The 20,548-nt window shown below is 60.6% G+C and carries 19 protein-coding genes; 8 read left to right on the top strand and 11 right to left on the bottom strand.

Annotated elements, in window-relative coordinates; all coding sequences use genetic code 11:
* Positions 1 to 80 precede the first annotated feature (80 nt).
* From folK to dksA, 7 genes are all read right to left on the bottom strand, one after another.
* The gene (gene folK, locus ACTD9P_RS22755; RefSeq protein WP_438869451.1) at positions 81 to 566 is read right to left on the bottom strand and encodes a 2-amino-4-hydroxy-6-hydroxymethyldihydropteridine diphosphokinase; all 486 of its coding nucleotides are present in this window, start codon (positions 564 to 566) and stop codon (positions 81 to 83) included.
* A 2-nt stretch (positions 567 to 568) separates the two neighbouring features.
* Positions 569 to 1,972 carry a polynucleotide adenylyltransferase PcnB gene (locus ACTD9P_RS22760; RefSeq protein ID WP_285678670.1) on the bottom strand — a complete coding sequence of 468 codons (1,404 nt, stop codon included), beginning with the start codon at positions 1,970 to 1,972 and terminating at the stop codon, positions 569 to 571.
* Between the two features lie 708 nt (positions 1,973 to 2,680).
* The gene (locus tag ACTD9P_RS22765) at positions 2,681 to 4,111 is read right to left on the bottom strand and encodes a sigma-54-dependent transcriptional regulator (protein ID WP_438869452.1); all 1,431 of its coding nucleotides are present in this window, start codon (positions 4,109 to 4,111) and stop codon (positions 2,681 to 2,683) included.
* A gap of 22 nt (positions 4,112 to 4,133) precedes the next feature.
* Positions 4,134 to 7,088, bottom strand: coding sequence for a sensor histidine kinase (locus ACTD9P_RS22770; RefSeq protein WP_438869453.1), 2,955 nt, complete (start codon positions 7,086 to 7,088; stop codon positions 4,134 to 4,136).
* The gene (locus ACTD9P_RS22775) at positions 7,072 to 7,248 is read right to left on the bottom strand and encodes a hypothetical protein (protein WP_003176118.1); all 177 of its coding nucleotides are present in this window, start codon (positions 7,246 to 7,248) and stop codon (positions 7,072 to 7,074) included. The genes ACTD9P_RS22770 and ACTD9P_RS22775 overlap by 17 nt, the downstream gene beginning before the upstream one ends.
* A gap of 62 nt (positions 7,249 to 7,310) precedes the next feature.
* A complete protein-coding gene (gene gluQRS / locus ACTD9P_RS22780) occupies positions 7,311 to 8,198 on the bottom strand; it encodes a tRNA glutamyl-Q(34) synthetase GluQRS (RefSeq protein WP_438869454.1) in 888 nt (295 codons plus the stop codon).
* Positions 8,199 to 8,293: 95 nt separating this feature from the next.
* On the bottom strand, positions 8,294 to 8,734 hold the full coding sequence (gene dksA / locus ACTD9P_RS22785; protein WP_438869455.1) for an RNA polymerase-binding protein DksA: 441 nt from the start codon (positions 8,732 to 8,734) through the stop codon (positions 8,294 to 8,296).
* A 321-nt stretch (positions 8,735 to 9,055) separates the two neighbouring features.
* Between dksA and ACTD9P_RS22790 the strand changes: the two genes are divergently transcribed.
* Positions 9,056 to 10,228 (top strand): pyridoxal phosphate-dependent aminotransferase, encoded by a 1,173-nt coding sequence (locus tag ACTD9P_RS22790; protein WP_438869456.1) that lies wholly within the window; start codon positions 9,056 to 9,058, stop codon positions 10,226 to 10,228.
* Positions 10,228 to 10,941, top strand: coding sequence for a DNA/RNA nuclease SfsA (gene sfsA, locus ACTD9P_RS22795; protein WP_438869457.1), 714 nt, complete (start codon positions 10,228 to 10,230; stop codon positions 10,939 to 10,941). The genes ACTD9P_RS22790 and sfsA overlap by 1 nt, the downstream gene beginning before the upstream one ends.
* On the opposite strand, the gene ACTD9P_RS22800 is transcribed toward sfsA, so the two are convergent.
* A complete protein-coding gene (locus tag ACTD9P_RS22800; protein WP_438869458.1) occupies positions 10,938 to 11,255 on the bottom strand; it encodes a Rieske (2Fe-2S) protein in 318 nt (105 codons plus the stop codon). The two genes, sfsA and ACTD9P_RS22800, sit on opposite strands and share 4 nt — an antisense overlap.
* Before the next feature lie 156 nt (positions 11,256 to 11,411).
* Between ACTD9P_RS22800 and ACTD9P_RS22805 the strand changes: the two genes are divergently transcribed.
* The 3 genes from ACTD9P_RS22805 to ACTD9P_RS22815 are packed head-to-tail and all read left to right on the top strand — an operon-like array spanning position 11,412 to position 14,091.
* The gene (locus tag ACTD9P_RS22805; RefSeq protein ID WP_438869459.1) at positions 11,412 to 12,290 is read left to right on the top strand and encodes a heme/hemin ABC transporter substrate-binding protein; all 879 of its coding nucleotides are present in this window, start codon (positions 11,412 to 11,414) and stop codon (positions 12,288 to 12,290) included.
* The gene (locus ACTD9P_RS22810; protein ID WP_438869460.1) at positions 12,287 to 13,324 is read left to right on the top strand and encodes a FecCD family ABC transporter permease; all 1,038 of its coding nucleotides are present in this window, start codon (positions 12,287 to 12,289) and stop codon (positions 13,322 to 13,324) included. Before ACTD9P_RS22805 ends, ACTD9P_RS22810 begins: the two co-directional genes overlap by 4 nt.
* On the top strand, positions 13,324 to 14,091 hold the full coding sequence (locus ACTD9P_RS22815) for a heme ABC transporter ATP-binding protein (protein ID WP_438869461.1): 768 nt from the start codon (positions 13,324 to 13,326) through the stop codon (positions 14,089 to 14,091). Before ACTD9P_RS22810 ends, ACTD9P_RS22815 begins: the two co-directional genes overlap by 1 nt.
* Positions 14,092 to 14,334: 243 nt before the next feature.
* Here the strand turns inward: ACTD9P_RS22815 and ACTD9P_RS22820 are convergent, their stop codons facing one another.
* The 3 genes from ACTD9P_RS22820 to ACTD9P_RS22830 all read right to left on the bottom strand — a co-directional run bounded on the left by ACTD9P_RS22820 (position 14,335) and on the right by ACTD9P_RS22830 (position 16,805).
* On the bottom strand, positions 14,335 to 14,607 hold the full coding sequence (locus tag ACTD9P_RS22820; RefSeq protein ID WP_438869463.1) for a TfoX/Sxy family protein: 273 nt from the start codon (positions 14,605 to 14,607) through the stop codon (positions 14,335 to 14,337).
* Between the two features lie 203 nt (positions 14,608 to 14,810).
* Positions 14,811 to 15,155: a pentapeptide repeat-containing protein gene (locus tag ACTD9P_RS22825; protein ID WP_438869465.1), complete on the bottom strand. Its 345-nt coding sequence runs from the start codon at positions 15,153 to 15,155 to the stop codon at positions 14,811 to 14,813.
* Between the two features lie 93 nt (positions 15,156 to 15,248).
* Positions 15,249 to 16,805 carry a bifunctional aminoglycoside phosphotransferase/ATP-binding protein gene (locus tag ACTD9P_RS22830; RefSeq protein WP_438869466.1) on the bottom strand — a complete coding sequence of 519 codons (1,557 nt, stop codon included), beginning with the start codon at positions 16,803 to 16,805 and terminating at the stop codon, positions 15,249 to 15,251.
* 118 nt (positions 16,806 to 16,923) lie between these two features.
* On the opposite strand from ACTD9P_RS22830, the gene mrcB reads away from it, so the two are divergent.
* Genes mrcB through ACTD9P_RS22845 form a run of 3 tightly spaced genes read left to right on the top strand, consistent with a single transcriptional unit; the run spans position 16,924 to position 20,331 of the window.
* Complete coding sequence (gene mrcB, locus ACTD9P_RS22835; RefSeq protein ID WP_099547652.1) at positions 16,924 to 19,248, top strand: penicillin-binding protein 1B; 2,325 nt, start codon at positions 16,924 to 16,926, stop codon at positions 19,246 to 19,248.
* 16 nt (positions 19,249 to 19,264) lie between these two features.
* On the top strand, positions 19,265 to 20,002 hold the full coding sequence (locus tag ACTD9P_RS22840) for a tetratricopeptide repeat protein (RefSeq protein ID WP_438869467.1): 738 nt from the start codon (positions 19,265 to 19,267) through the stop codon (positions 20,000 to 20,002).
* Entirely contained in the window at positions 20,002 to 20,331 is a 330-nt protein-coding gene (locus ACTD9P_RS22845) for a YqcC family protein (protein ID WP_236375200.1), read from the top strand. The genes ACTD9P_RS22840 and ACTD9P_RS22845 overlap by 1 nt, the downstream gene beginning before the upstream one ends.
* Positions 20,332 to 20,548 lie beyond the last annotated feature (217 nt).

Genomic DNA, 20,548 nt, shown 5'->3' on the forward strand with positions numbered 1-20,548 from the left:
CGAATGCGGTGTATCAGCAAGCATCTAGGGTGGCTGACCCACCGCATTCGCGAGCAAGCCCGCTCCCACAGGGAATTGCATCAAGCTGTGGAGATGCGTTCCAGGCCGACAAACGGGCAGGCTGCCAGCAGTTCGCTAAGTGTTTGGCCGTCGGGCAGTTGCAGGCCCGCCGGTGCCAGTTCAGCCAGCGGGTACAGCACAAACGCACGCAGATGCATCTGATAGTGCGGCACCCTGAGGCGCGGCGCGTCGATCAGTTGCTCGCCAAACAGCAGGATATCCAGGTCCAGGGTGCGCGGCCCCCAGCGTTCCAGGCGCTCGCGACCCTGGTCGTTCTCGATGGCTTGCAGCGCATCGAGCAGATCCAGTGGCGCAAGATCACTGTCCAGGGCGGCGACCGCATTGGTGTAGCGCGGTTGGCCCGGGAGCAGGGAGTCGCTTTGATAGAACGCCGACACGCCAACGAGGGCCGTGCCGGGCAATTGCGCCAGGGCTTCGACAGCGCTGCGCAATTGCTGGTCCGGGGCAGCCAGGTTGCTGCCCATGCCGATGTAGATGCGTTCCACGTTTATTCGCCCGCAGCGCCCGAAGCATCGGCCGCGCTGCGTTTGCGCTTGGTGCCGCTGCGACGGCGTTTTTTCGGGCCAGTGCCTTCGCCGTCGCCTTTGCTGCCGAGGTCGCGAATCATGTCGCGACGCTGGCTGTCATTGGCGTCCTGGTAGTCGGTCCACCATTCGCCCAGGCCGTCGGTCTGCTCGCCGGCGCTTTCGCGCAGCAGCAGGAAGTCGTAGCCGGCACGGAAGCGCGGGTTGTCCAGCAACAGGTCGGCGCGCTTGCCACTGCGGCGCGGCAGACGCTCCTGCATGTCCCAGATCTCGCGGATCGGCATGGTGAAACGTTTGGGAATCGCAATGCGCTGGCACTGTTCGGCGATCAGCTCGTGGGCAGCTTCCTGCATGGCCGGGATCGGCGGCATGCCACGGTCCTGCAGACGCAGCACGCGCTTGGGCAGGGCCGGCCACAGCAGGGCGGCAAACAGGAACGCCGGCGTTACCGGTTTGTTCTGCTTGATGCGCAGGTCGGTGTTGACCAGCGCTTCACTGATCAGCGTGTGGGTGTATGTCGGGTTGTATTCCAGTGCCTCGGCGCTGGCCGGGAACAACGGGTCGAACAGTTGCAGGTCGACGAGCATTTCGAAGGTGTCGGCGGCATAACCCGAGAGGAACAGCTTCAGCACTTCTTCGAACAGGCGTGCCGAAGGGATTTCCCGCAGCATCGGCGCCAGTTCGCGAATCGGCGCGGCGGTGTGTTTCTCGATGCCGAAGTTCAGCTTGGCGGCAAACCGCACGGCGCGCAGCATGCGTACCGGATCTTCCTGGTAGCGCTGCGTCGGGTCACCGATCAGGCGGATCAGGTTGTTGCGAATGTCGTGTACGCCATTGGCGTAATCGAGAATGCGCTCGCTGACCGGGTCGTAATACAGGGCGTTGATGGTGAAGTCGCGGCGCTGCGCGTCTTCTTCCAGGGTGCCGTACACGTTGTCACGCAGGATGCGGCCGCTCTCGTTGCGGGAAGACTGATTGGTGTCTTCCTCATCATCGTTTTGCGGATGGCCTGCGCGGAACGTCGCGACCTCGATGATTTCGCGACCAAAGTGGATGTGCACCAACTTGAAGCGGCGGCCGATGATTCGCGCATTGCGAAACTCGGCACGCACCTGCTCCGGCGTGGCGCTGGTGGCGACGTCGAAATCCTTGGGCGTGATATTGAGCAGCATGTCACGTACGCAACCGCCCACCAGATAAGCCTGGTAGCCGGCGTTTTGCAAACGTTCGACGATGTTCACTGCATAACGGCTGAATTGAGCGCGCTGCAATGAATGCTGATTGCTGTTAAGCACTTCAGGCGTGCTGCGAATGTGTTGCGTACGACGCAAGGGGGAACGGAATGACTGGAACAACTTCTTCAGCATGGGATGCACTGTTTGAAGGAATGTTCGGCCATAACGAAGAATGACCGCATGATGGGCCGGGATTCTAGCATTTAGTCGAGGGATGGTGTAGGAACAAGCTGCAAGGCTTGCGCCAGACGCTTAAAGAAGGGTGTTCAGCGGTCAAATGCCGGAAACCACAAGGGGAGCCGAAGCTCCCCCAGAAGTAGTTGCGTGCTCTATTTTTATTATGGTTGCGGGCTTCTTGTTTTTGTTGATCGCCCTCGCCATGAAGCTTCACCTTCATGACACTCCCAATCGGGAGCCAAGAGCAAACGGATTGCTTTGGTCGCTGTGTTGCTGATCTACGATCCAACCAGTTCAGGCTCTGCCTTAGGGCAGTTTTTGTTGTTCTCGGCCTGGTTGCGGGGCAAGCCCCAAATGCAACGCCTCTCCAAAAGAATCAGTTAGCTGCGCCTCCGCCGTGTTGTTTTTGTTATGCGTGAGTCGATTCGTCTTATTTTTATTGTCTTGTACAAAGCTTGTTATTGTTTTTGTACTAAGCATATAGCAGGGTGCGTGCCAACTTTTGTACCACCCAGCAAAACCGGGGGTTTGAGCTGGTTTTGGCTTTTTGAAGGGCGAAAAAAAGCCGGGGCTTCGTTACCGTAAGCCCCGGCTTCTGTTACGTGAAAATGTCGCGGTAACAGTTTTTTCACATCTGAGGGTGTTACCTGTGGGAGCGCGCCATCAGCTTTCGCTGGCCACCCCGGTCTTGCGCCGTGGAATGCCCAGGCGTTGGCGGCGTTCCCACAGGCACTTGCGGCTCACCCCCAGCTTGCGTGCCAGTTCGGTCTCGGTCATATGGTCTTGGTGCTCAAGCACGAAGTGCTGGAAGTAGTCTTCCAGTGACAGATCTTCGGTCGGCTCATGGCTGGTATTGCTGCCACCGCCTTGTTGCGGGGCCAGGCCGATGAAATCGTCGTCTTCCAGGTCGCTCAGCTCGATATCGATACCCAGCAGCTCGGCAGAAATTTCCGGGCTCTCGGACAGAATCACCGCGCGTTCGACCGCGTTCTCCAGTTCGCGCACGTTACCCGGCCAGGAGTAATGCCGAATCGCCTGCTCGGCGTCGGCGGCAAACTTCAGGTCAGTACGGTTGATGCGCGCGCTTTGGCGCAGCAGGAACGCGTTGGCGATCTCGTTGACGTCGGCGCCACGCTCGCGCAAGGCCGGCAGCTTGAGGGCGATGACGTGCAGGCGGTAATACAGGTCTTCACGGAACTGGCCGATCTTGGCCAGGCTCTTGAGGTCACGGTGGGTCGCGGCGATCAGGCGCACATCGACCTTCTGTGATTGCACCGAGCCGACGCGGCGAATCTCGCCTTCCTGCAACACGCGCAGCAAGCGTGCCTGGGCTTCCAGGGGCAGTTCGCCAATTTCGTCGAGGAACAAGGTGCCGCCGTCCGCCGCTTCGACCAAACCTGCACGCCCGGCGCTGGCGCCGGTAAATGCGCCTTTCTCGTGGCCGAACAGTTCGGACTCGATCAGGGATTCGGGGATCGCCGCGCAGTTCACCGAAATCATCGGTGCCTTGGCACGCTTGGACAGGTTGTGCAGGGCGCGGGCCACCAGCTCTTTACCGGTGCCCGACTCGCCCTGGATCAATACATTGGAATCGGTCGGCGCCACTTTGCGGATCTTGCTGTACAGATCCTGCATGGGTGGGCAGGAGCCGATGATGCCGATCTCGCCGTTACTGTTGTCGACACCCGGCTTCTCGGCGGCCTTGCCGGCGGGGCGCTGCTCGGGCGCAGCAGTGCCGGCCGACTGACGGTCACGCAGGATGCGCGCCACGGCCTGGAGCATTTCGTCGTGATCGAAAGGCTTGGCGATGTAGTCCACCGCGCCCATCTTCATCGAGTCCACGGCCGAGCGCAGGCTGGCGTAACTGGTCATGATCAGCACAGGCGTGCCCTGGCCAAGCTTGATCAGCTCGGTACCCGGGGCGCCCGGCAGGCGCAGGTCGCTGACAATCAGGTCGAATGTGGGAATGCTGAAACGCTCCTGTGCTTCCTGCACCGAGCCGGCTTCGCTGACCTGGTACTGATTACGTTCAAGCAGGCGACGCAAGGCAGAGCGGATAATGGTTTCGTCTTCGACGATCAAAATGTGCGGCATTGATTCAATTCTCTCGACGGTCTCAGTTCACAGCGGACGTCGCTTCGACATGACGCGGCAAGGTCACCCGAATACGGGTGCCGCGTTGGCTTTCGGTGTCAGCCGGGCTGTCGATGGTGATTTGTCCATAATGCTCTTCAACGATGGAATAGACCAGTGCAAGGCCCAGACCGGTACCTTCACCCGGGTCCTTGGTGGTGAAGAAAGGTTCGAACAATCGGTCCATGATGTTCTGTGGAATACCGCTGCCTTCGTCCTCCACGATCAGGTCGACCGTGTGCTCGAAAGCCTCGCTCTTGACGCGTACCGCACTGCCGGCAGGCGTCGCGTCACGGGCGTTTGAAAGCAGGTTGATCAGCACCTGCGCCAAGCGTTGGGAGTCGCCGTCGACCCAATGGTCCGGGTCGCACAGGTTAAAAAACTGTACTTCGAAATTGCGCCGGTTCAAGGCCAGCAGCCCAATGGCATCCTGCGCCACTTCCGCCAGGCACACCGCTTCGTCCAGGTTCTGATGCGCGCCTGCATGGGCGAAGCTCATCAGCGACTGCACGATGCGCGACACGCGCTTGGTCTGCTCGAGGATCTGCCCGCTGATTTCGGTGATTTCAGCGTCTTCTTCGCGCTCCTCGCGCAGGTTTTGCGCCAGGCACGCGATACCGGTGATCGGGTTGCCGATTTCATGGGCCACGCCCGCCGCAAGGCGCCCAATGCTGGCCAGGCGCTCAGAGTGCACCAGCTTGTCTTCAAGCATCTGGGTTTCGGTCAGGTCTTCCACCAGCAGCACCAGGCCACTGTTACCCGGTGCCAGCGGCTCGTCGATCGCGGCTTTGTGCAGGTTGAGCCAGCGGGTCTGGCCGTCCAGCGCCAGGTGCTGTTTGTGCAAGTGCTCGTCGGGCAGGTTGATAAAACCTTGCAAGAGTTCTTTCCAGGGCTCGCCCAAGGTATTCAGGCGCGAACCCACAACACGTTGTGCGGCGATGCCGGTGAGTTCTTCCATGGCCTTGTTCCACATCAGGATCTCTTGATCCTTGGCCAGGGAACACACGCCCATCGGCAGTTCCTGCAGGGTCTGGCGATGGTAGCGGCGCAGGGCGTCGAGTTCGGCGGCAAGGCCGGTGAGGCGTGAGTGGTAGTCCTCCAGCCGGCTCTCGATGAAATGGATGTCTTCGGTCACGTAGTTTTCGCCGCCGGCCTTGTAGGGCAAGAAGGTTTCCACCATGTCCTGGGACACGCTCGGGCCCATCAGGCCGGACAGGTTGGCCTCAATGCGGTCGCGCAAACGGCGCAGGGCATACGGGCGGCGCTCGTCAAACGGCAGGTAAAGGTCGCGCAGCGCCTGCTCGACTTCCTTTTGCGCAGCCTTGGCGCCTAACGGCTTGGCCAACTGGGTGGCGAACTCCTGCGGCGAGGCGGCGTGCAGCTCGCGGCGTTGCGGGCGGCGCACGTTGTCCACCGCGCAGGCTTCGGCGGCGCTGGTTTCTTCGGGGCTGGCGTTGGTGAACAGCGAGATCAGGGTAAACATCAGCACGTTGGCGGCCAAGGAGGCGATCGCCGCCATGTGCCAACTGGTGTCATCCAGCACGTAGATCATGTTCAGCAGCGGAATGTAGAAACCCTGCAGGTTGCCGACCAGCGGCAGCAGCATGGTGACGATCCACACCAGAATGCCCGCCAGTAACCCGGCGATAAAACCGCGACGGTTGGCGGTCGGCCAGTACAGCACCGACAACACCCCCGGCAGGAACTGCAAGGTGGCGACGAACGCGACGATGCCGAGGTTGGCCAGGTCCTGCCCGGCGCCCAACAGGAGGTAGAAGCCATAGCCCGCCATGATGATGGCGACGATCAGCGCGCGGCGCGTCCATTTCAGCCAGCGGTAGATATTGCCTTCGGCCGGTGGCTGGTACAGCGGCAGCACCAGGTGATTGAGTGCCATGCCCGACAACGCCAGGGTGGTAACGATGATCAAGCCGCTGGCGGCCGACAACCCGCCGACATAAGCCAGCATGGCCAGCGCCGGGCTGTTGGCCGCAATGCCGATACCGAGGGTGAAGTATTCGGGGTTGGTAGTGGCGCCGAGCTTGAGGCCGGCCCACAGGATCAGCGGCACCGCCAGGCTCATCAGCAGCAGGAATAACGGCAAACCCCAGCTGGCGCTGACCAGTGAGCGCGGGTTGAGGTTCTCGGTGAAGGTCATGTGGTACATGTGCGGCATCACGATGGCCGAGGCAAAGAACACCAGCAGCAGCGTGCGCCATGGGCCTTCCTGCAACGGCGTGTGCAAAGCGGCGAGGGCGGTCTGGTTTTGCAGCAACCACAACTCCAACTGTTGCGGCCCGTCGAATACGCCATACAGCGCATAGAGGCCGACACCGCCGATGGCGATCAGCTTGATCACCGACTCGAAGGCAATCGCAAACACCAGACCTTCATGTTTCTCGCGGGTGGCGATATGGCGTGAGCCGAAGAAAATCGTGAACAGCGTGATCAGTGCGCAAAAAGCCAGGGCAACGCGGTGCTGCACCGGTTCGCGGGTGAGGATGCTGATGGAGTCGGCCACGGCCTGGATCTGCAGGGCCAGCAACGGCAGCACGCCGATCAGCATGAAGATCGTGGTCAGCGCGCCGGCCCAGGTGCTGCGAAAGCGAAAGGCAAACAAGTCCGCCAGGGACGATAGCTGATAGGTGCGGGTGATTTTCAGGATCGGGTACAGCAACACCGGCGCCAGCAGGAACGCGCCGGACACGCCCAGGTAACTGGACAGGAAGCCGTAGCCATACTGATAGGCCAGCCCTACGGTGCCATAAAATGCCCAGGCGCTGGCGTAGACGCCCAGAGACAAGGTGTAGGTCAACGGATGGCGAATGATCGCCCGCGGAATCATTCCGCGCTCACTGATCCAGGCCACCCCGAACAACGCGGCCAGGTAGGCGGCGCTGATCAGCAGCATCTGGGTGAGGCTAAAGCTCATCGGCATCTTTTTGGCTCTGCAGGATGAAAGTCACGACGATCAGGATCAACCACAGCAGATAAGGGCGATACCAGGCGCCCGTGGCGTCGATCCACCAATCCATGATGGCCGGGGAAAACAGGTAGATCCCGACGACCAGCAGCAGGACCAATCGATAGATGTACATGTTGGCCTCTGATTAAAAAACTGCCGCGATGGTAACGGATGCTTGGCAAGCTGCAAGCGCCTTCAACTCAATTGCGCTTCGGCCAGCGTGAGTGTGCGCGGGATCAGGCCAGCATCCCAGTGTGCAATGCCCCAATCCAGCAGTTCCCGTGGGCTGGCGTGCAGCAGTTCACTGCCGGGTTGCTGGCCGAGGGCGCGCAACGCCCTCAATAGCAAAGGCGTGGCCTGGTCGGGTGTCAATGGCGGTGAACGGTAGGATTTGCCCAGCTTGTTGCCGTCCGGCTGGGTGATCAGCGGCACGTGCAGGTAGCGCGGTTGGCGCAGGCCCAGCAGTTCCTGCAGGTACAACTGGCGCGGTGTGGAATCGAGCAGGTCGGCGCCGCGCACGATGTCGGTGACACCTTGCCAGGCATCGTCGAGCACCACCGCCAGTTGATAGGCGTACAGGCCATCGCGACGGCGGATGATGAAGTCGCCCACATCACGGCCCAGGTGCTGTCGGAATTCGCCTTGCACGCGGTCGGTGAAGTGATACTCCAGCTCCGGAACGCGCAAGCGGATCGCCGCCTCTTGCTGAGCATGCCCGAGGTTGCGGCACAGGCCTGGATAGATGCCGTGGTAGGGCTCCAATTGTTTACGCGAGCAGGTACAGGCGTAAGCCAGGCCGTGGTTGAACATGTCGTTCAAGACTTTGGCGTAGGCATCATGCCGCTCGCTTTGTCGGACCAGTTCCCCATCCCACTCGAAGCCATAGCTCTCGAGGGCGTGCAGGATCGCCGCCTGGGCGCCGGGTTCTTCACGGGGTGGGTCGAGGTCTTCCATGCGCATCAGCCAGCGGCCTTTATTGGCGCGGGCATCGAGGTAGGAGGCGAGGGCGGCAACCAGTGAACCGAAGTGCAGGTGGCCGCTGGGCGTAGGGGCGAAACGCCCGATGTAGGTAGAGGCTGTCATGGGCCGGATACTACTGGAAAATCGCTGAACGCCAGAAACAAAAATGGGGCGTTTGCACGCCCCATTTTTTGTTTTTTGCATTCAGCCCGGCGGGATTACTTGCCGACCTGTTTTTCCTTGATTTCAGCCAAGGTCTTGCAGTCTACGCACAGGTCCGCGGTTGGGCGGGCTTCCAGGCGGCGAATACCAATCTCGACGCCGCAGGATTCGCACCAGCCGTATTCCTCGTCTTCGATCAGTTGCAGCGTTTTGTCAATTTTCTTGATCAGCTTGCGTTCACGATCACGGGCGCGCAGTTCGAGGGCGAATTCCTCTTCCTGGCTGGCACGATCTGCCGGGTCCGGGAAGTTGGCGGCTTCGTCCTTCATGTGGTCAACGGTACGGTCGACCTCTTGCATCAAGTCCTGCTTCCACTTTTTCAGGATCTCGGTGAAGTGCTGGCGCATGGGCTTGCCCATGTACTCCTCACCCTTCGCTTCGACATAAGGTGTGAAGCTACTGAGGCTCTGCTGCTGTTGCTTTGCTTGGGTGGACATGAATAGACCGCCTCTCACTCTTCTAATCCATTGCGCAGGATTGCAACGTCACCGACACCTGCCGGCCCTGCGGCTGCAAGCGGGCGAACTTACCAGATAGATTCGGGGTGCGCCACTCCCGGTTGTCGAGGCCCAACGTGGCCGGCTTGTAAACCGTCATAGCCCGCCATGGCTGGGTATAGCCTGTCTCGAATGTAGATTTTAGTCGTTTTGCCGGCGTTTGCTCGGTTCATCACGGACGACCGAGCAGGCAATAGAACATGTTTTACCGCGCGGGTTCGGTAGAATCCGAATTTTGTCCTCACCGTCTAAGGAAGGCTAATGGCCCAGCCCTACAGTGCGCGCAGTCGCGCCATCGAACCTTTTCACGTCATGGCGCTGCTGGCGCGAGCCAATGAACTGCAGGCGGCTGGCCATGATGTTATCCACCTGGAAATCGGCGAGCCGGACTTCACCACGGCCGAGCCGATTATCCAGGCCGGCCAGGCCGCGCTGGCCAACGGCAAGACGCGCTATACAGCGGCCCGTGGGCTGCCCGAGCTGCGCCAGGCCATCAGTGGTTTTTACCAGCAGCGCTATGGCCTGAGCATCGACCCTGAGCGCATTCTGATCACGCCCGGTGGCTCTGGCGCGTTGCTGCTGGCCAGCAGCCTGCTGGTCGATCCGGGCAAGCATTGGTTATTGGCGGACCCAGGCTACCCGTGCAACCGACATTTCCTGCGCCTGGTGGAAGGCGCTGCGCAGCTGGTGCCGGTTGGCCCGGACGTGCGCTACCAGTTGACCGCCGAGCTGGTGGCCAAACACTGGAATGCAGACAGCGTGGGCGCGCTGGTGGCCTCGCCGGCCAACCCGACCGGTACCATTCTGACCCGTGAGGAACTGGCGGGGTTGTCGAGTGCCATCAAGGCGCGTAACGGCCATTTGGTGGTGGACGAGATCTATCACGGCCTCACCTATGGCACCGATGCCGCCAGCGTGCTGGAAGTCGACGACGATGCCTTCGTCCTAAATAGTTTTTCGAAGTATTTCGGCATGACCGGCTGGCGACTCGGCTGGCTGGTGGCGCCACCGGCGGCGGTGGGCGAATTGGAGAAGTTGGCGCAAAACCTCTACATCAGCGCGCCGAGCATGGCCCAGTACGCCGCGCTGGCGTGTTTCACCGAGCAAACCCTGAGCATTCTGGAAGTGCGCCGCGCCGAGTTCGGGCGCCGTCGCGACTTCCTGCTGCCGGCCTTGCGCGAGTTGGGTTTCGGCATCGCCGTAGAGCCCGAAGGCGCGTTCTACTTGTACGCCGATATCAGCGCGTTCGGCGGTGATGCCTTCGCGTTTTGCCGCCATTTCCTTGAAACCGAACATGTGGCGTTTACGCCGGGCCTGGATTTTGGTCGTTATCAGGCCAGCCATCATGTGCGTTTTGCCTACACGCAAAACCTTGATCGGCTACAGGAAGCGGTGGAACGTATCGCCCGTGGCTTGCGGAGCTGGCAAGGCTGATGCGTTTTAATCCTCCCCTCGAAGAAGGGCGGCTGATCCGCCGCTACAAGCGCTTTCTCACCGATATCGAAACGCAGACCGGCGAGTTGCTGACCATTCACTGCCCCAACACCGGCTCGATGCTCAATTGCATGGTGGAGGGCGGCCAGGTCTGGTTCAGTCGCTCCACAGACCCCAAGCGCAAGTTGCCGGGCACCTGGGAAATTGCCGAAACGCCCCAAGGCCGGCTGGCGTGCGTTAACACCGCGCGTGCCAACCCACTGGTGGAGGAAGCGTTGCGGGCCGGAGTGATCACTGAACTCGACGGCTTTACCGCCTTGAAGCGCGAAGTACCTTACGGTCAGGAAAAAAGCCGTATCGATTTTCGCCTGGAGTACCCACAAGGCGCGGCGTATGTGGAGGTCAAGAGCGTGACCCTGGGTTTTGATGGCTCGCCGGTGGCAGCGTTTCCCGACGCGGTGACCCAGCGTGGCGCCAAGCATTTGCGCGAGCTGGCACACCTGGCGCGTGAGGGTGTGCGTGCGGTGCAGTTGTATTGCGTGAACTTGTCGGGGATCGACGCTGTACGCCCGGCGGTAGAAATCGATGCGGGTTATGCCGCTGCGCTGCGCGAGGCCAAGGCGGCCGGTGTGGAAGTGTTGGCGTATGGTGCGCGGGTCACGCCGCAGGAAATTTATCTCGACCGGCGCCTGAATGTGTTGATCGGCGACTAGAGTTGCACCCACAGGCCTTGCGCGTCTTCACGGCCGGGCAGGGGTTTAAGGCTTTGGCCTGCGCACGGCCCGGCGATGCATTCGCCGCTTTCGATTAAGAACAGCGCGCCGTGGGTGGCGCACTGGATCAGGCTGGCGCTGCTGTCCAGAAACTGGTCTGGCTGCCATTCCAGTGGGATGCCGCGATGGGGGCAGCGGTTGAGGTAAAAGTAGGCCACGCCTTCACGGCGCACGGCCAACACTTTGCAACCGTCTATTTCAAAACCACGGCTGCTGTTGGGCGCGAGGGCATCTGAGGGGCAGAGAAACTTCATAACAATCCTTAAGTGCCTTGACGTTCAAATGCAAACAATTATCAAATGCTGGCTTCGCCCGTTAGCTGGTTGGGTGCTCTGTACGATGCCAGACAGGGTTTATCTGTCACATCCATGAGTGCTTGAGTGGCCCCGCCCCTGGAAGGAAACCCTGTTATGCGCCTGAGTACCAGCGCTATTGCGCTTGTTGCCTCACTGCTGGTCAACCACGGGGCGCAAGCCTCTGAACTGCCACAACGCTGGGTCAGTGCCGGTGGGGCGCTATCGGAATGGGTGACGGCGCTGGGCGGTGAGTCAAAGCTGGTGGGGGTGGATACCACCAGCCAGCATCCAGCATCGCTCAAGGCGTTGCCGAGCATCGGTTATCAGCGCCAATTGTCGGCAGAAGGGATTTTGAGCCTGCGCCCGCAAGTGTTGGTAGGTACCGAAGAAATGGGCCCACCGCCGGTACTGGCGCAGATTCGCGGCGCCGGCGTGCAGGTGGAGATGTTCTCGGCAGAACCGGATTTGCCGACCTTGAAAGGCAACCTTCAGCACCTGGGCAAGCTGTTGGGTGATGAAACCAAGGCCAACGAATTGTTTGCTGGATATGAACAGAAGCTGGATCAGCAGCAAGCCTGGGTCGCCAAGGCCCAGGCCACGCAAAAGGCGCCGGGTGTGCTGCTATTGCTTGGGCATGCAGGTGGTAAGCCGCTGATTGCGGGCAAGGACACGGCCGCCGATTGGATGTTGCAACAGGCGGGCGGGCATAACCTGGCGACCCACACGGGCTATAAGCCCTTTTCGGTGGAGTCGCTGGCCGGGCTGAGCCCTGATGTACTGGTGTTTGCTGATCGCGCCCTCACTGGTGATGCGGCGCGGGCGGCCTTGTTCAAGGAAAATCCGATTCTGGCATCTACCCCGGCCGCCAAGAATGGCCGCGTGTTTGAGCTGGACCCGACTCTGCTGGTCGGCGGGCTCGGGCCGCGCCTGCCGCAAAGCCTGGTGCAATTGTCTGCCGGGTTTTATCCGTCCCAGGCTAAACCTGCCCAATGACGACTCTGGTTAAACCGAAAACGTTGTTTATCGGGCTGGCGCTGTTATGCCTTTTGGCAACCTGGCTTTCATTGGCCTTGGGGCCGGTCAGCCTGCCGTTGCTGGATACGCTCAAGGCCGCCTTGCGCCTGATGGGCGTACCGATTGAAGCACAGGGCCTGGAGCAGGCCGAATTGATCCTCGGGCAGATTCGTTTGCCGCGAACCTTGCTCGGCTTGGCCGTGGGCGGCGTGCTGGCCTTGTCGGGCGTGGCGATGCAGGGTTTGTTTCGTAACCCGTTGGCCGACCCGGGGTTGGTCGGTGTGTCCAGCGGCGCGGCGCTGGGTGCGGCGATTGCGATCGTGGGCGGCTCATTGTTTGGCGGCCTGCCGGATGCGTTCGGGCCCTATCTGTTGTCATTGTGTGCGTTTCTGGGCGGTTTGGGAGTCACTGCGCTGGTTTATCGGCTGGGGCGGCGCAACGGCCAGACCAATGTCGCGACGATGCTGCTGGCAGGTATCGCGCTTACTGCTCTCGCCAGTTCGGCGGTGGGGCTGTTTACCTATCTGGCCGATGACGCCACCTTGCGCACCCTGACATTCTGGAACTTGGGCAGCCTCAATGGCGCCAGCTATTCGCGGTTGTGGCCATTGCTGCTGGTGAGCGCCGGTGTGGCGCTGTGGTTGCCGCGCCGTGCAAAAGCCTTGAATGCATTGTTACTGGGTGAGTCCGAGGCCAATCATCTTGGGATTGATGTGGAAGGGCTCAAGCGTGAACTGGTGTTCTGCACTGCATTGGGTGTGGGCGCGGCGGTAGCGGCGGCGGGCATGATCGGGTTTGTCGGGTTGGTTGTGCCGCATCTGGTGCGCTTGTTGGCCGGGCCGGATCATCGAGTGCTGTTGCCGGCGTCTGTGCTCGCGGGCGCAAGCCTGTTGCTGTTTGCTGACCTGGTGGCGCGGCTGGCGCTGGCGCCGGCTGAGCTGCCGATCGGCATCGTCACGGCCTTTATCGGCGCGCCGTTTTTTCTTTATTTGTTGTTGCGAGGGCGTGCGTGATGCTGCGAGCAGAAGCGTTGCAGATCCGGCGTGGCGATAAAACCGTGCTGGCCGACGTCACACTGGACGTGTTGCCGGGTGAGGTGCTCGGTGTGCTTGGCCCTAATGGAGCAGGCAAGAGCACGCTGCTCGGTGCGTTGTGCGGCGAGCTGAAGCCGGATCAGGGCAAGGTGTGGCTGGATCAGCAAGCCTTGACGGACTGGAGCGGGCCGCAACGTGCGCAACGCCTGGCGGTGTTGCCGCAGACCTCCACGCTGGATTTCGCATTCCGTGTCGAGGAGGTTGTAGGCATGGGCCGCTTGCCCCATCAGACCGGACGCGTGCGTGATGACGAAATCATCGAGGCAGCGCTGCACGCGGCAGATGTGGGCCACTTAAGCGGCCGCAGCTACTTGGCGCTGTCGGGGGGCGAACGCCAGCGTGTGCATCTGGCGCGGGTGCTGGCGCAGTTATGGCCGGGGGAGGCCGGGCAGACGCTGCTGCTGGATGAGCCGACGTCGATGCTCGATCCCTTGCACCAGCACACGACCCTGCAGGCCATACGTACCTTTGCTGACCGCGGCGCTGCGGTGCTGGTGATTCTGCATGACCTGAACCTGGCAGCGCGTTACTGCGACCGGATTCTATTACTGGAGCAGGGGCGCCCACATGCGTTGGACACGCCGGCGCAGGTGATGCGGCCTGAGCCACTTAAAGCTGTGTTTGGTTTGGATGTGTTGGTGCAGCCACACCCGGAGCGTGGGCATCCGTTGATCATTGCGCGCTGAATCGGCTTTTTTATAGGTAAAAAAAGACCCGGCAAAAGCCGGGTCAAATAACCGTGATTAGCCTGATGAGGAGATAATCTGAGAGTCCGAACCAATGGTCTTTCAGTTATCGGCTGATCTCGCGACCAGTTGTGATAATCATAACGATTCTCATTTGAGAGTCAACATTTGTTTTTCAACAACCTGCCGTTTTTCTCAAACGTGCGTTCGAACTGCCCGTAAACATTGGTAATTGTCGCAAAGCTAATTCTTCTGACGCGCTGAAATGGCCTCCAGCTGGCGGTTCAATGCCTCCTTGCGTTCCGTCGGGATGTCATTCCAATGCACGCCCATCAAGGCACCTTCGATTGCATACAGCAGCACTTTCGAGGCCCGAAAGCCGCGCGTGCGCACGGCTCGGTAGGCATCGACAGCTCCCAGGCGACGTAAGTCGGACGCGCTGTGGATGCCCACCGCATGCAGCCACTGCGCCGACGTCTTGCCCAGGTTTTTCAGGTGTTGCAGCTCATCGTTCATCAAGCCTCCTTGCGACGGCCGAATGGTGCGGTGGGTATCGTGACCAGGCAAGCCTGAAAAGGAGTGTAGCGCTCAGTAGGAAAAGCGTGGTTCTTTGGCTAGGAACGGCTGAAAAGCTTATAAGAATTTTTGAGGGTAATGCCGACAAGCAGGCAGGAGGCGCCCGCTACGCTTGAGGCGTAGCTGGGGCCCGAAAGATCAGGTTACTTCGTGCGGTAGCGCAGGCGAGTACCGAAATTGACCGACATGAGGATCTCGTCAGCCGTCAGTTCGGGGGAGAAGTAGGTGCCGGAAATCTGTGCATGGGCCAGGCTGGCGCCTTCCAGTGAGCACTCGCGCAGGTCCAGGCCGCGCAGGTCGGCAGAGCGGAAGTAGGCATCGGTGAAATCCACGCCCGTGGCGTTCAGCTCACGCAGGTCCAACCCACGGAAGTCGCCACCACGCATGTCGATGGTGCCGTCTTTGGGACGCTCCTGGTTAAAGCCTCGGATGTCGTCTTTATGCAGGAGTGCGTAGAGCGGAGTATCAAGAAGCTTGGGCTGACTCATGACGGCGACTCCTGTTGGAATTATGACGCCATTATAGTGCCACTATTGCTCGGTCGTGCACCGAAGATCGGTGACACGACCAAGAAATATTTCTTACAGGCCAGGCAGGCGCTGACGAATGTGCGCCACCAGCGCATCGAGTGTGCCGCTCTCGTTGGTTTCCACGCGTTTGCTCAGCAGCAGCTCTTCGGCGGTCAACGGGTCACGGTTGGCCTGTTGCTCTTCGATAATCGTGAGCGTCGCGTCGGAAGGATCGTTTTTATCCGCCTGACGTTGCGCCAGCCAGCTGGCGATAACGGCTTGCGGTGCGTTGCAATCAAGGATCAGGAAGGGCGCGCCGGTGGCCTCGGCAATCTTGGCGGCGGCGTTGCGTTGTGCGCTTTTCAGGAAGGTCGCATCCAGCACCACCGGGTAGCCTGCACGCAAGACGGTATCGGCAATTTCGTACAGGCGAGCGTAGGTGGCGGCGCTGGCTTCGGCAGCGTAGATACCGGCTTGCGGGGTGTTCTCGACTTTCTGTTCGCCAAACAGGCGTTTGCGTTCCACGTCCGAACGCAGGCGTACGGCGCCCAAGGCTTCCACCAGGCGCATCGCCACGTGGCTTTTACCGACGGCCGAAACACCGTGGGTTATCGCCAGGAAGCGCGACGGAATGGTGCTGTAGCTTTCCGCCAGGTTCGCATAGTTGCGGTATTGGCGCAGGGTGGTGGCGCGTTGCACCGGGCTGGCCTCGCTTGGCATGCTGAACAACGACACCTTGGCGCGCACCAGTGCACGGTAGGCTTTATAGAAGTTCAGCACTTCCAGGCCCTGGTAGTCGCCGGTCAGTTCCAGGTATTGGCTGATAAAGCGGCGTGCCAGGGATTTGAGGCCACGGTCTTCCAGGTCCATCACCAGGAAGGCCGTGTCGGCATATACGTCGGTGAAGCGGAACGGCTCGTTGAACTCGATGCAGTCGAAGATCACGACCTGGCCATTGATCAAGGTGGCGTTCCCCAGGTGGATATCACCGTGACATTCGCGGGTGAAGCCTTCGAGCTTGCGCTGGGCCAGCAGTGGCTTTAGGCGTTCGAAGCTGGCTTCGGCCCAGGCTTGCAGGGCTTCGAGCTGGGCCAGGTCGGCCTTGTCGCTGAGGAACGGGCGGATCTGGTCGAAGTTCTGCCGAACGGGCGCCATCGCTTCATCTGGCGTGCCGGCGGGGTGCTCTTGCGGCACTTTCGGGGCGCTGAGGTGGAAGTGCGCAATCTGCTTGGCCATATCATCAATGTGCGCGCTGGTGACCTCGCCATTGGCTTGCAGGGTGCTGAGCAGTTGGCTCTGCGGGAATTGGCGCATTTTCAGCGCGTATTCGATGACCTGGCCATCGCCGCCCAATTGCGGCGCTTCGGCGCTGCCGGTGATTGGCAACACGTCAAGATACAAATCTTCCGTCAGGCGCTGGTTAAGCCGCAGCTCTTCGCGGCAGAAGTGGCCGCGGTCGTCCAGTTGGGTGAAATCCAGAAAACCGAAGTTCATCGGCTTCTTCAACTTATAAGCATAGGGGCCGGTCAGTATGACCCAGGAAATATGCGTCTCAATGACTTGAAACGCTTCAACCGGGTGGGGGTACAAAGCCGGGTTCTGCAGGGCAGCGATCAGGGACTGGCTCACGGGCGATCCTTCAAAGTCTGGGGGAAATCATGGCCGGCATTATGGCGGTTACAGTCGGTCGTGCAAACCGCTGTCCGGCTCATGTTGATCCTCAATAAAGTGCGTATAATCCGCCGCCATGACTCGAACCCGATCTCCCCGTTCCCGTAAAAAACCTCCTTCACGCGGCCTGCGCCCGTGGCTGGGCTGGGCTATCAAGCTAAGCCTGGTAGGCCTTGTGGTGCTCGCAGGCTTCGCGGTGTACCTCGACGCCGTGGTGCAGGAGAAATTCTCCGGCAAGCGCTGGACCATCCCGGCCAAGGTATACGCACGCCCGCTGGAATTGTTCACCGGCCAGAAGCTGAGCAAGGAAGACTTCCTTACCGAACTCGACGCCTTGGGCTATCGCCGCGAACCCGTGAGCAATGGCCCCGGCGCCGCAGCGGTCAGCGGCAATACCGTTGATTTGAATACCCGTGGCTTCCAGTTCTATGAAGGCCTGGAGAAAGCCCAGCCGGTGCGCGTGCGCTTCTCTGGCGATTACGTTGCCGAGCTGTCGTCGCTCAATGGCTCCAAGTTGCCGGTGGTGCGCCTGGAACCGCTGTTGATCGGCGGTATTTACCCCAAGAACCTCGAAGACCGCATCCTGATCAAGCTCGATCAGGTGCCGCCGTACCTGCTCGATACGCTGATCGCCGTGGAAGACCGCGATTTCTACAGCCACTGGGGCGTGTCACCCAAGTCGATTGCCCGTGCTATCTGGGTCAATACGTCCGGCGGCAAGATGACCCAGGGCGGCAGTACGCTTACGCAACAATTGGTCAAGAACTTCTACCTGACCAACGAGCGCAGCCTCACCCGTAAACTCACCGAAGCCATGATGGCCATGCTGCTGGAGCTGCATTACAGCAAGCAGGAGATTCTCGAGGCGTACCTCAACGAGGTCTTCGTCGGCCAGGATGGGCAGCGCGCGGTGCATGGTTTCGGCTTGGCCAGCCAGTTCTTCTTTGGCCAGCCCTTGTCCGAATTGAAATTGCATCAAGTTGCGTTGCTGGTGGGGATGGTCAAGGGGCCATCCTATTACAACCCGCGCCGCAACCCGGAACGTGCGCTTGAACGCCGTAACCTGGTGCTGGATGTACTCGAACAGCAGGGCGTAGCCACCGCTGAACAAGTCGCGGCGGCGAAAAAAATGCCACTGGGTGTGACCACGCGCGGCAAGCTGGCCGACAGTTCATTCCCGGGCTTTATCGACTTGGTCAAACGCCAGTTGCGTGAAGACTATCGCGACGAAGACTTGACCGAAGAAGGCCTGCGGATCTTCACCAGCTTTGACCCGATCCTGCAGATGAAGGCCGAAGCATCGGTCAACGATACCTTCAAGCGCCTGACCGGCCGTAAAGGTTCGGATGAAGTCGAAGCAGCCATGGTCGTGACCAACCCGGAAACCGGTGAAGTGCAGGCCATGATTGGCAGCCGCCAGGCCAGTTTTGCCGGTTTTAACCGTGCGCTGGATGCGGTGCGGCCGATCGGTTCGCTGGTCAAGCCGGCGGTCTACCTCACGGCCCTGGAAAAACCGAGCAAATACACGCTAACCAGTTGGCTGTCGGATGACCCGCTGTCGGTCAAAGGGGCGGATGGCCAGGTGTGGACGCCGCAGAACTTTGATCGTCGCTCCCACGGCACTGTGTTCCTGTACCAGGGCCTGGCGCATTCCTACAACATCTCCACCTCGCGCCTTGGGCTTGAAGTGGGTGTGCCGAATGTGCTGAAAACCCTGGGTCGACTGGGCATCACCCGTGAGTTCCCGGCGTTCCCATCGATGCTGTTGGGCGCTGGCGCCATGACCCCGATGGAAGTGGCGACGATGTACCAGACCCTCGCCAACGGTGGCTTCAACACCCCGATGCGCGGTATTCGCAGTGTGCTGACCGCCGATGGCGAACCGCTCAAGCGTTATCCGTTCCAGATCCAGCAGCGCTTTGACGCGGGCTCCATCTACCTGATCCAGAACGCCATGCAGCGCGTAATGCGTGAAGGCACCGGGCGTTCGGTCTATAGCGTGCTGCCGTCGAACCTGACGCTGGCGGGCAAGACCGGCACCAGTAACGACTCGCGTGACAGCTGGTTCGCAGGCTTCGGCCAGGATGTGCTGGCCGTGGTGTGGTTGGGTCGCGACGATAACGGCAAAACCCCGTTCACCGGTGCCACCGGTGCGCTGCAGGTGTGGACCAGTTTCATGCGCAAGGCCGACCCGTTGCCGCTGAACATGCCGCAGCCGGACAACATCGTTCAGGCCTGGATTGATCCGCACACGGGGCAGGGCTCCGATGCCAACTGTCCGGGCGCGGTACAGATGCCGTATATTCGCGGCAGCGAGCCACCAGCTGGTGCTGCGTGCGGTGGCAGTGCCCCCGCTGACGCGGATTCGGTGATGGATTGGGTCAAGGGCTGGATGCATTAAGCAAAGAGGGTTTCAAGTGAACAAGTTGTGGATTCCAGCTATTACCGCCCTGGTTATGCTCGGTGGTTGCTCCAGCGTGCAGCGCGGTTCGATTCCCGTGGTGGACTCAAGCACGAACGTTTCCAATAACGACCGTATCTCGGCCACTGGCGGTTTCCGTCAGACCGTGGTCAAGCGTCCTGCCCAAGCCACGCCTCAGGCCATACCGCAGGATTCGGGCGTGGTGGTGATGGTGCCGGGCGGCGGCGCCGCGACGTCGGCGCCGATCAGTGCCGAGCCTTGGACCCCAGGGCCAAGCACTTCGGGCCCGGTTAACGCCGCACCGATCCAGACGGCGCCGATCAACCAGGGCACCTACAACATGCCACCATCGACGCCGAGCGGTATTCCGTCGTCGTCTAACACGGGTGGCCTGTCGGCTGACGAGCAACTGGACGGGCCGGTGCTGGCTTTGCTGACCACCGCCCAGCAGCAACAGTCGGGTGGTGACCTCAACGGTGCATCGTCGAGCCTTGAGCGCGCCCAGCGTGTGGCGCCGCGCGAGCCGCAAGTGCTGTATCGCCTGGCCCAGGTGCGCATGGCCCAGGGCGACGCGCCGCAAGCCGAGCAATTCGCCCGTCGCGGCCTGACCCTGGCCAACGGTCGGCCCGACCTGCAAGCCAACCTGTGGGCTTTGATTGGTGACGCGCGTGCCGCACAAGGCGACGCCGCCGGTGCTGCCCAGGCGCGGCAAAAAGCCAAGGTCAGCCTCTGATGGATGCACGGTTTCCGGCAATTGCCGAACAGCTGTTGCTGATTGAGCGTGAGTTACGCGTGCAGGGTTGGTGGGACGAAGTGCCCCCCAGCGCTGAAGCGCTTGGCAGCGTCGAGCCGTTTTCGGTGGACACGCTGGACTTTCACCAGTGGCTGCAATGGATCTTCCTGGTGCGCATGAAGCAGATCCTCGAGCAGGACCTGCCATTGCCCAATGCATCGGGGATCCTCGAGATGGCGGAGATGGTTTACGCCGATCGCCCGCTTGAAAGCATTGGCTTGCGCAATGCGCTGAAAAAGTTCGACCAATTGATCGTCGACGCTCGTTAATTGCCTGACTGCCGGGTTTTTCGGCAGTCTTGCGCACATTTCTACCGCTTGACGACATTCAGGCGAGTTTTATCCCTCCTCAAACCCCTTTAATCTTCGTTCTCATGCGCTTAGTTGGAAAAAAGCGCAATTATTGCTTGACTTGAGGGGGCTGAAACAGAAGAATCCAAAGTCCGCTGTATCGGGACTGCCAGAAGCAGGCCCGCTCAGCAGATCA

It is taken from the genome of Pseudomonas onubensis, assembly GCF_965653655.1.
Classification (GTDB): domain Bacteria; phylum Pseudomonadota; class Gammaproteobacteria; order Pseudomonadales; family Pseudomonadaceae; genus Aquipseudomonas.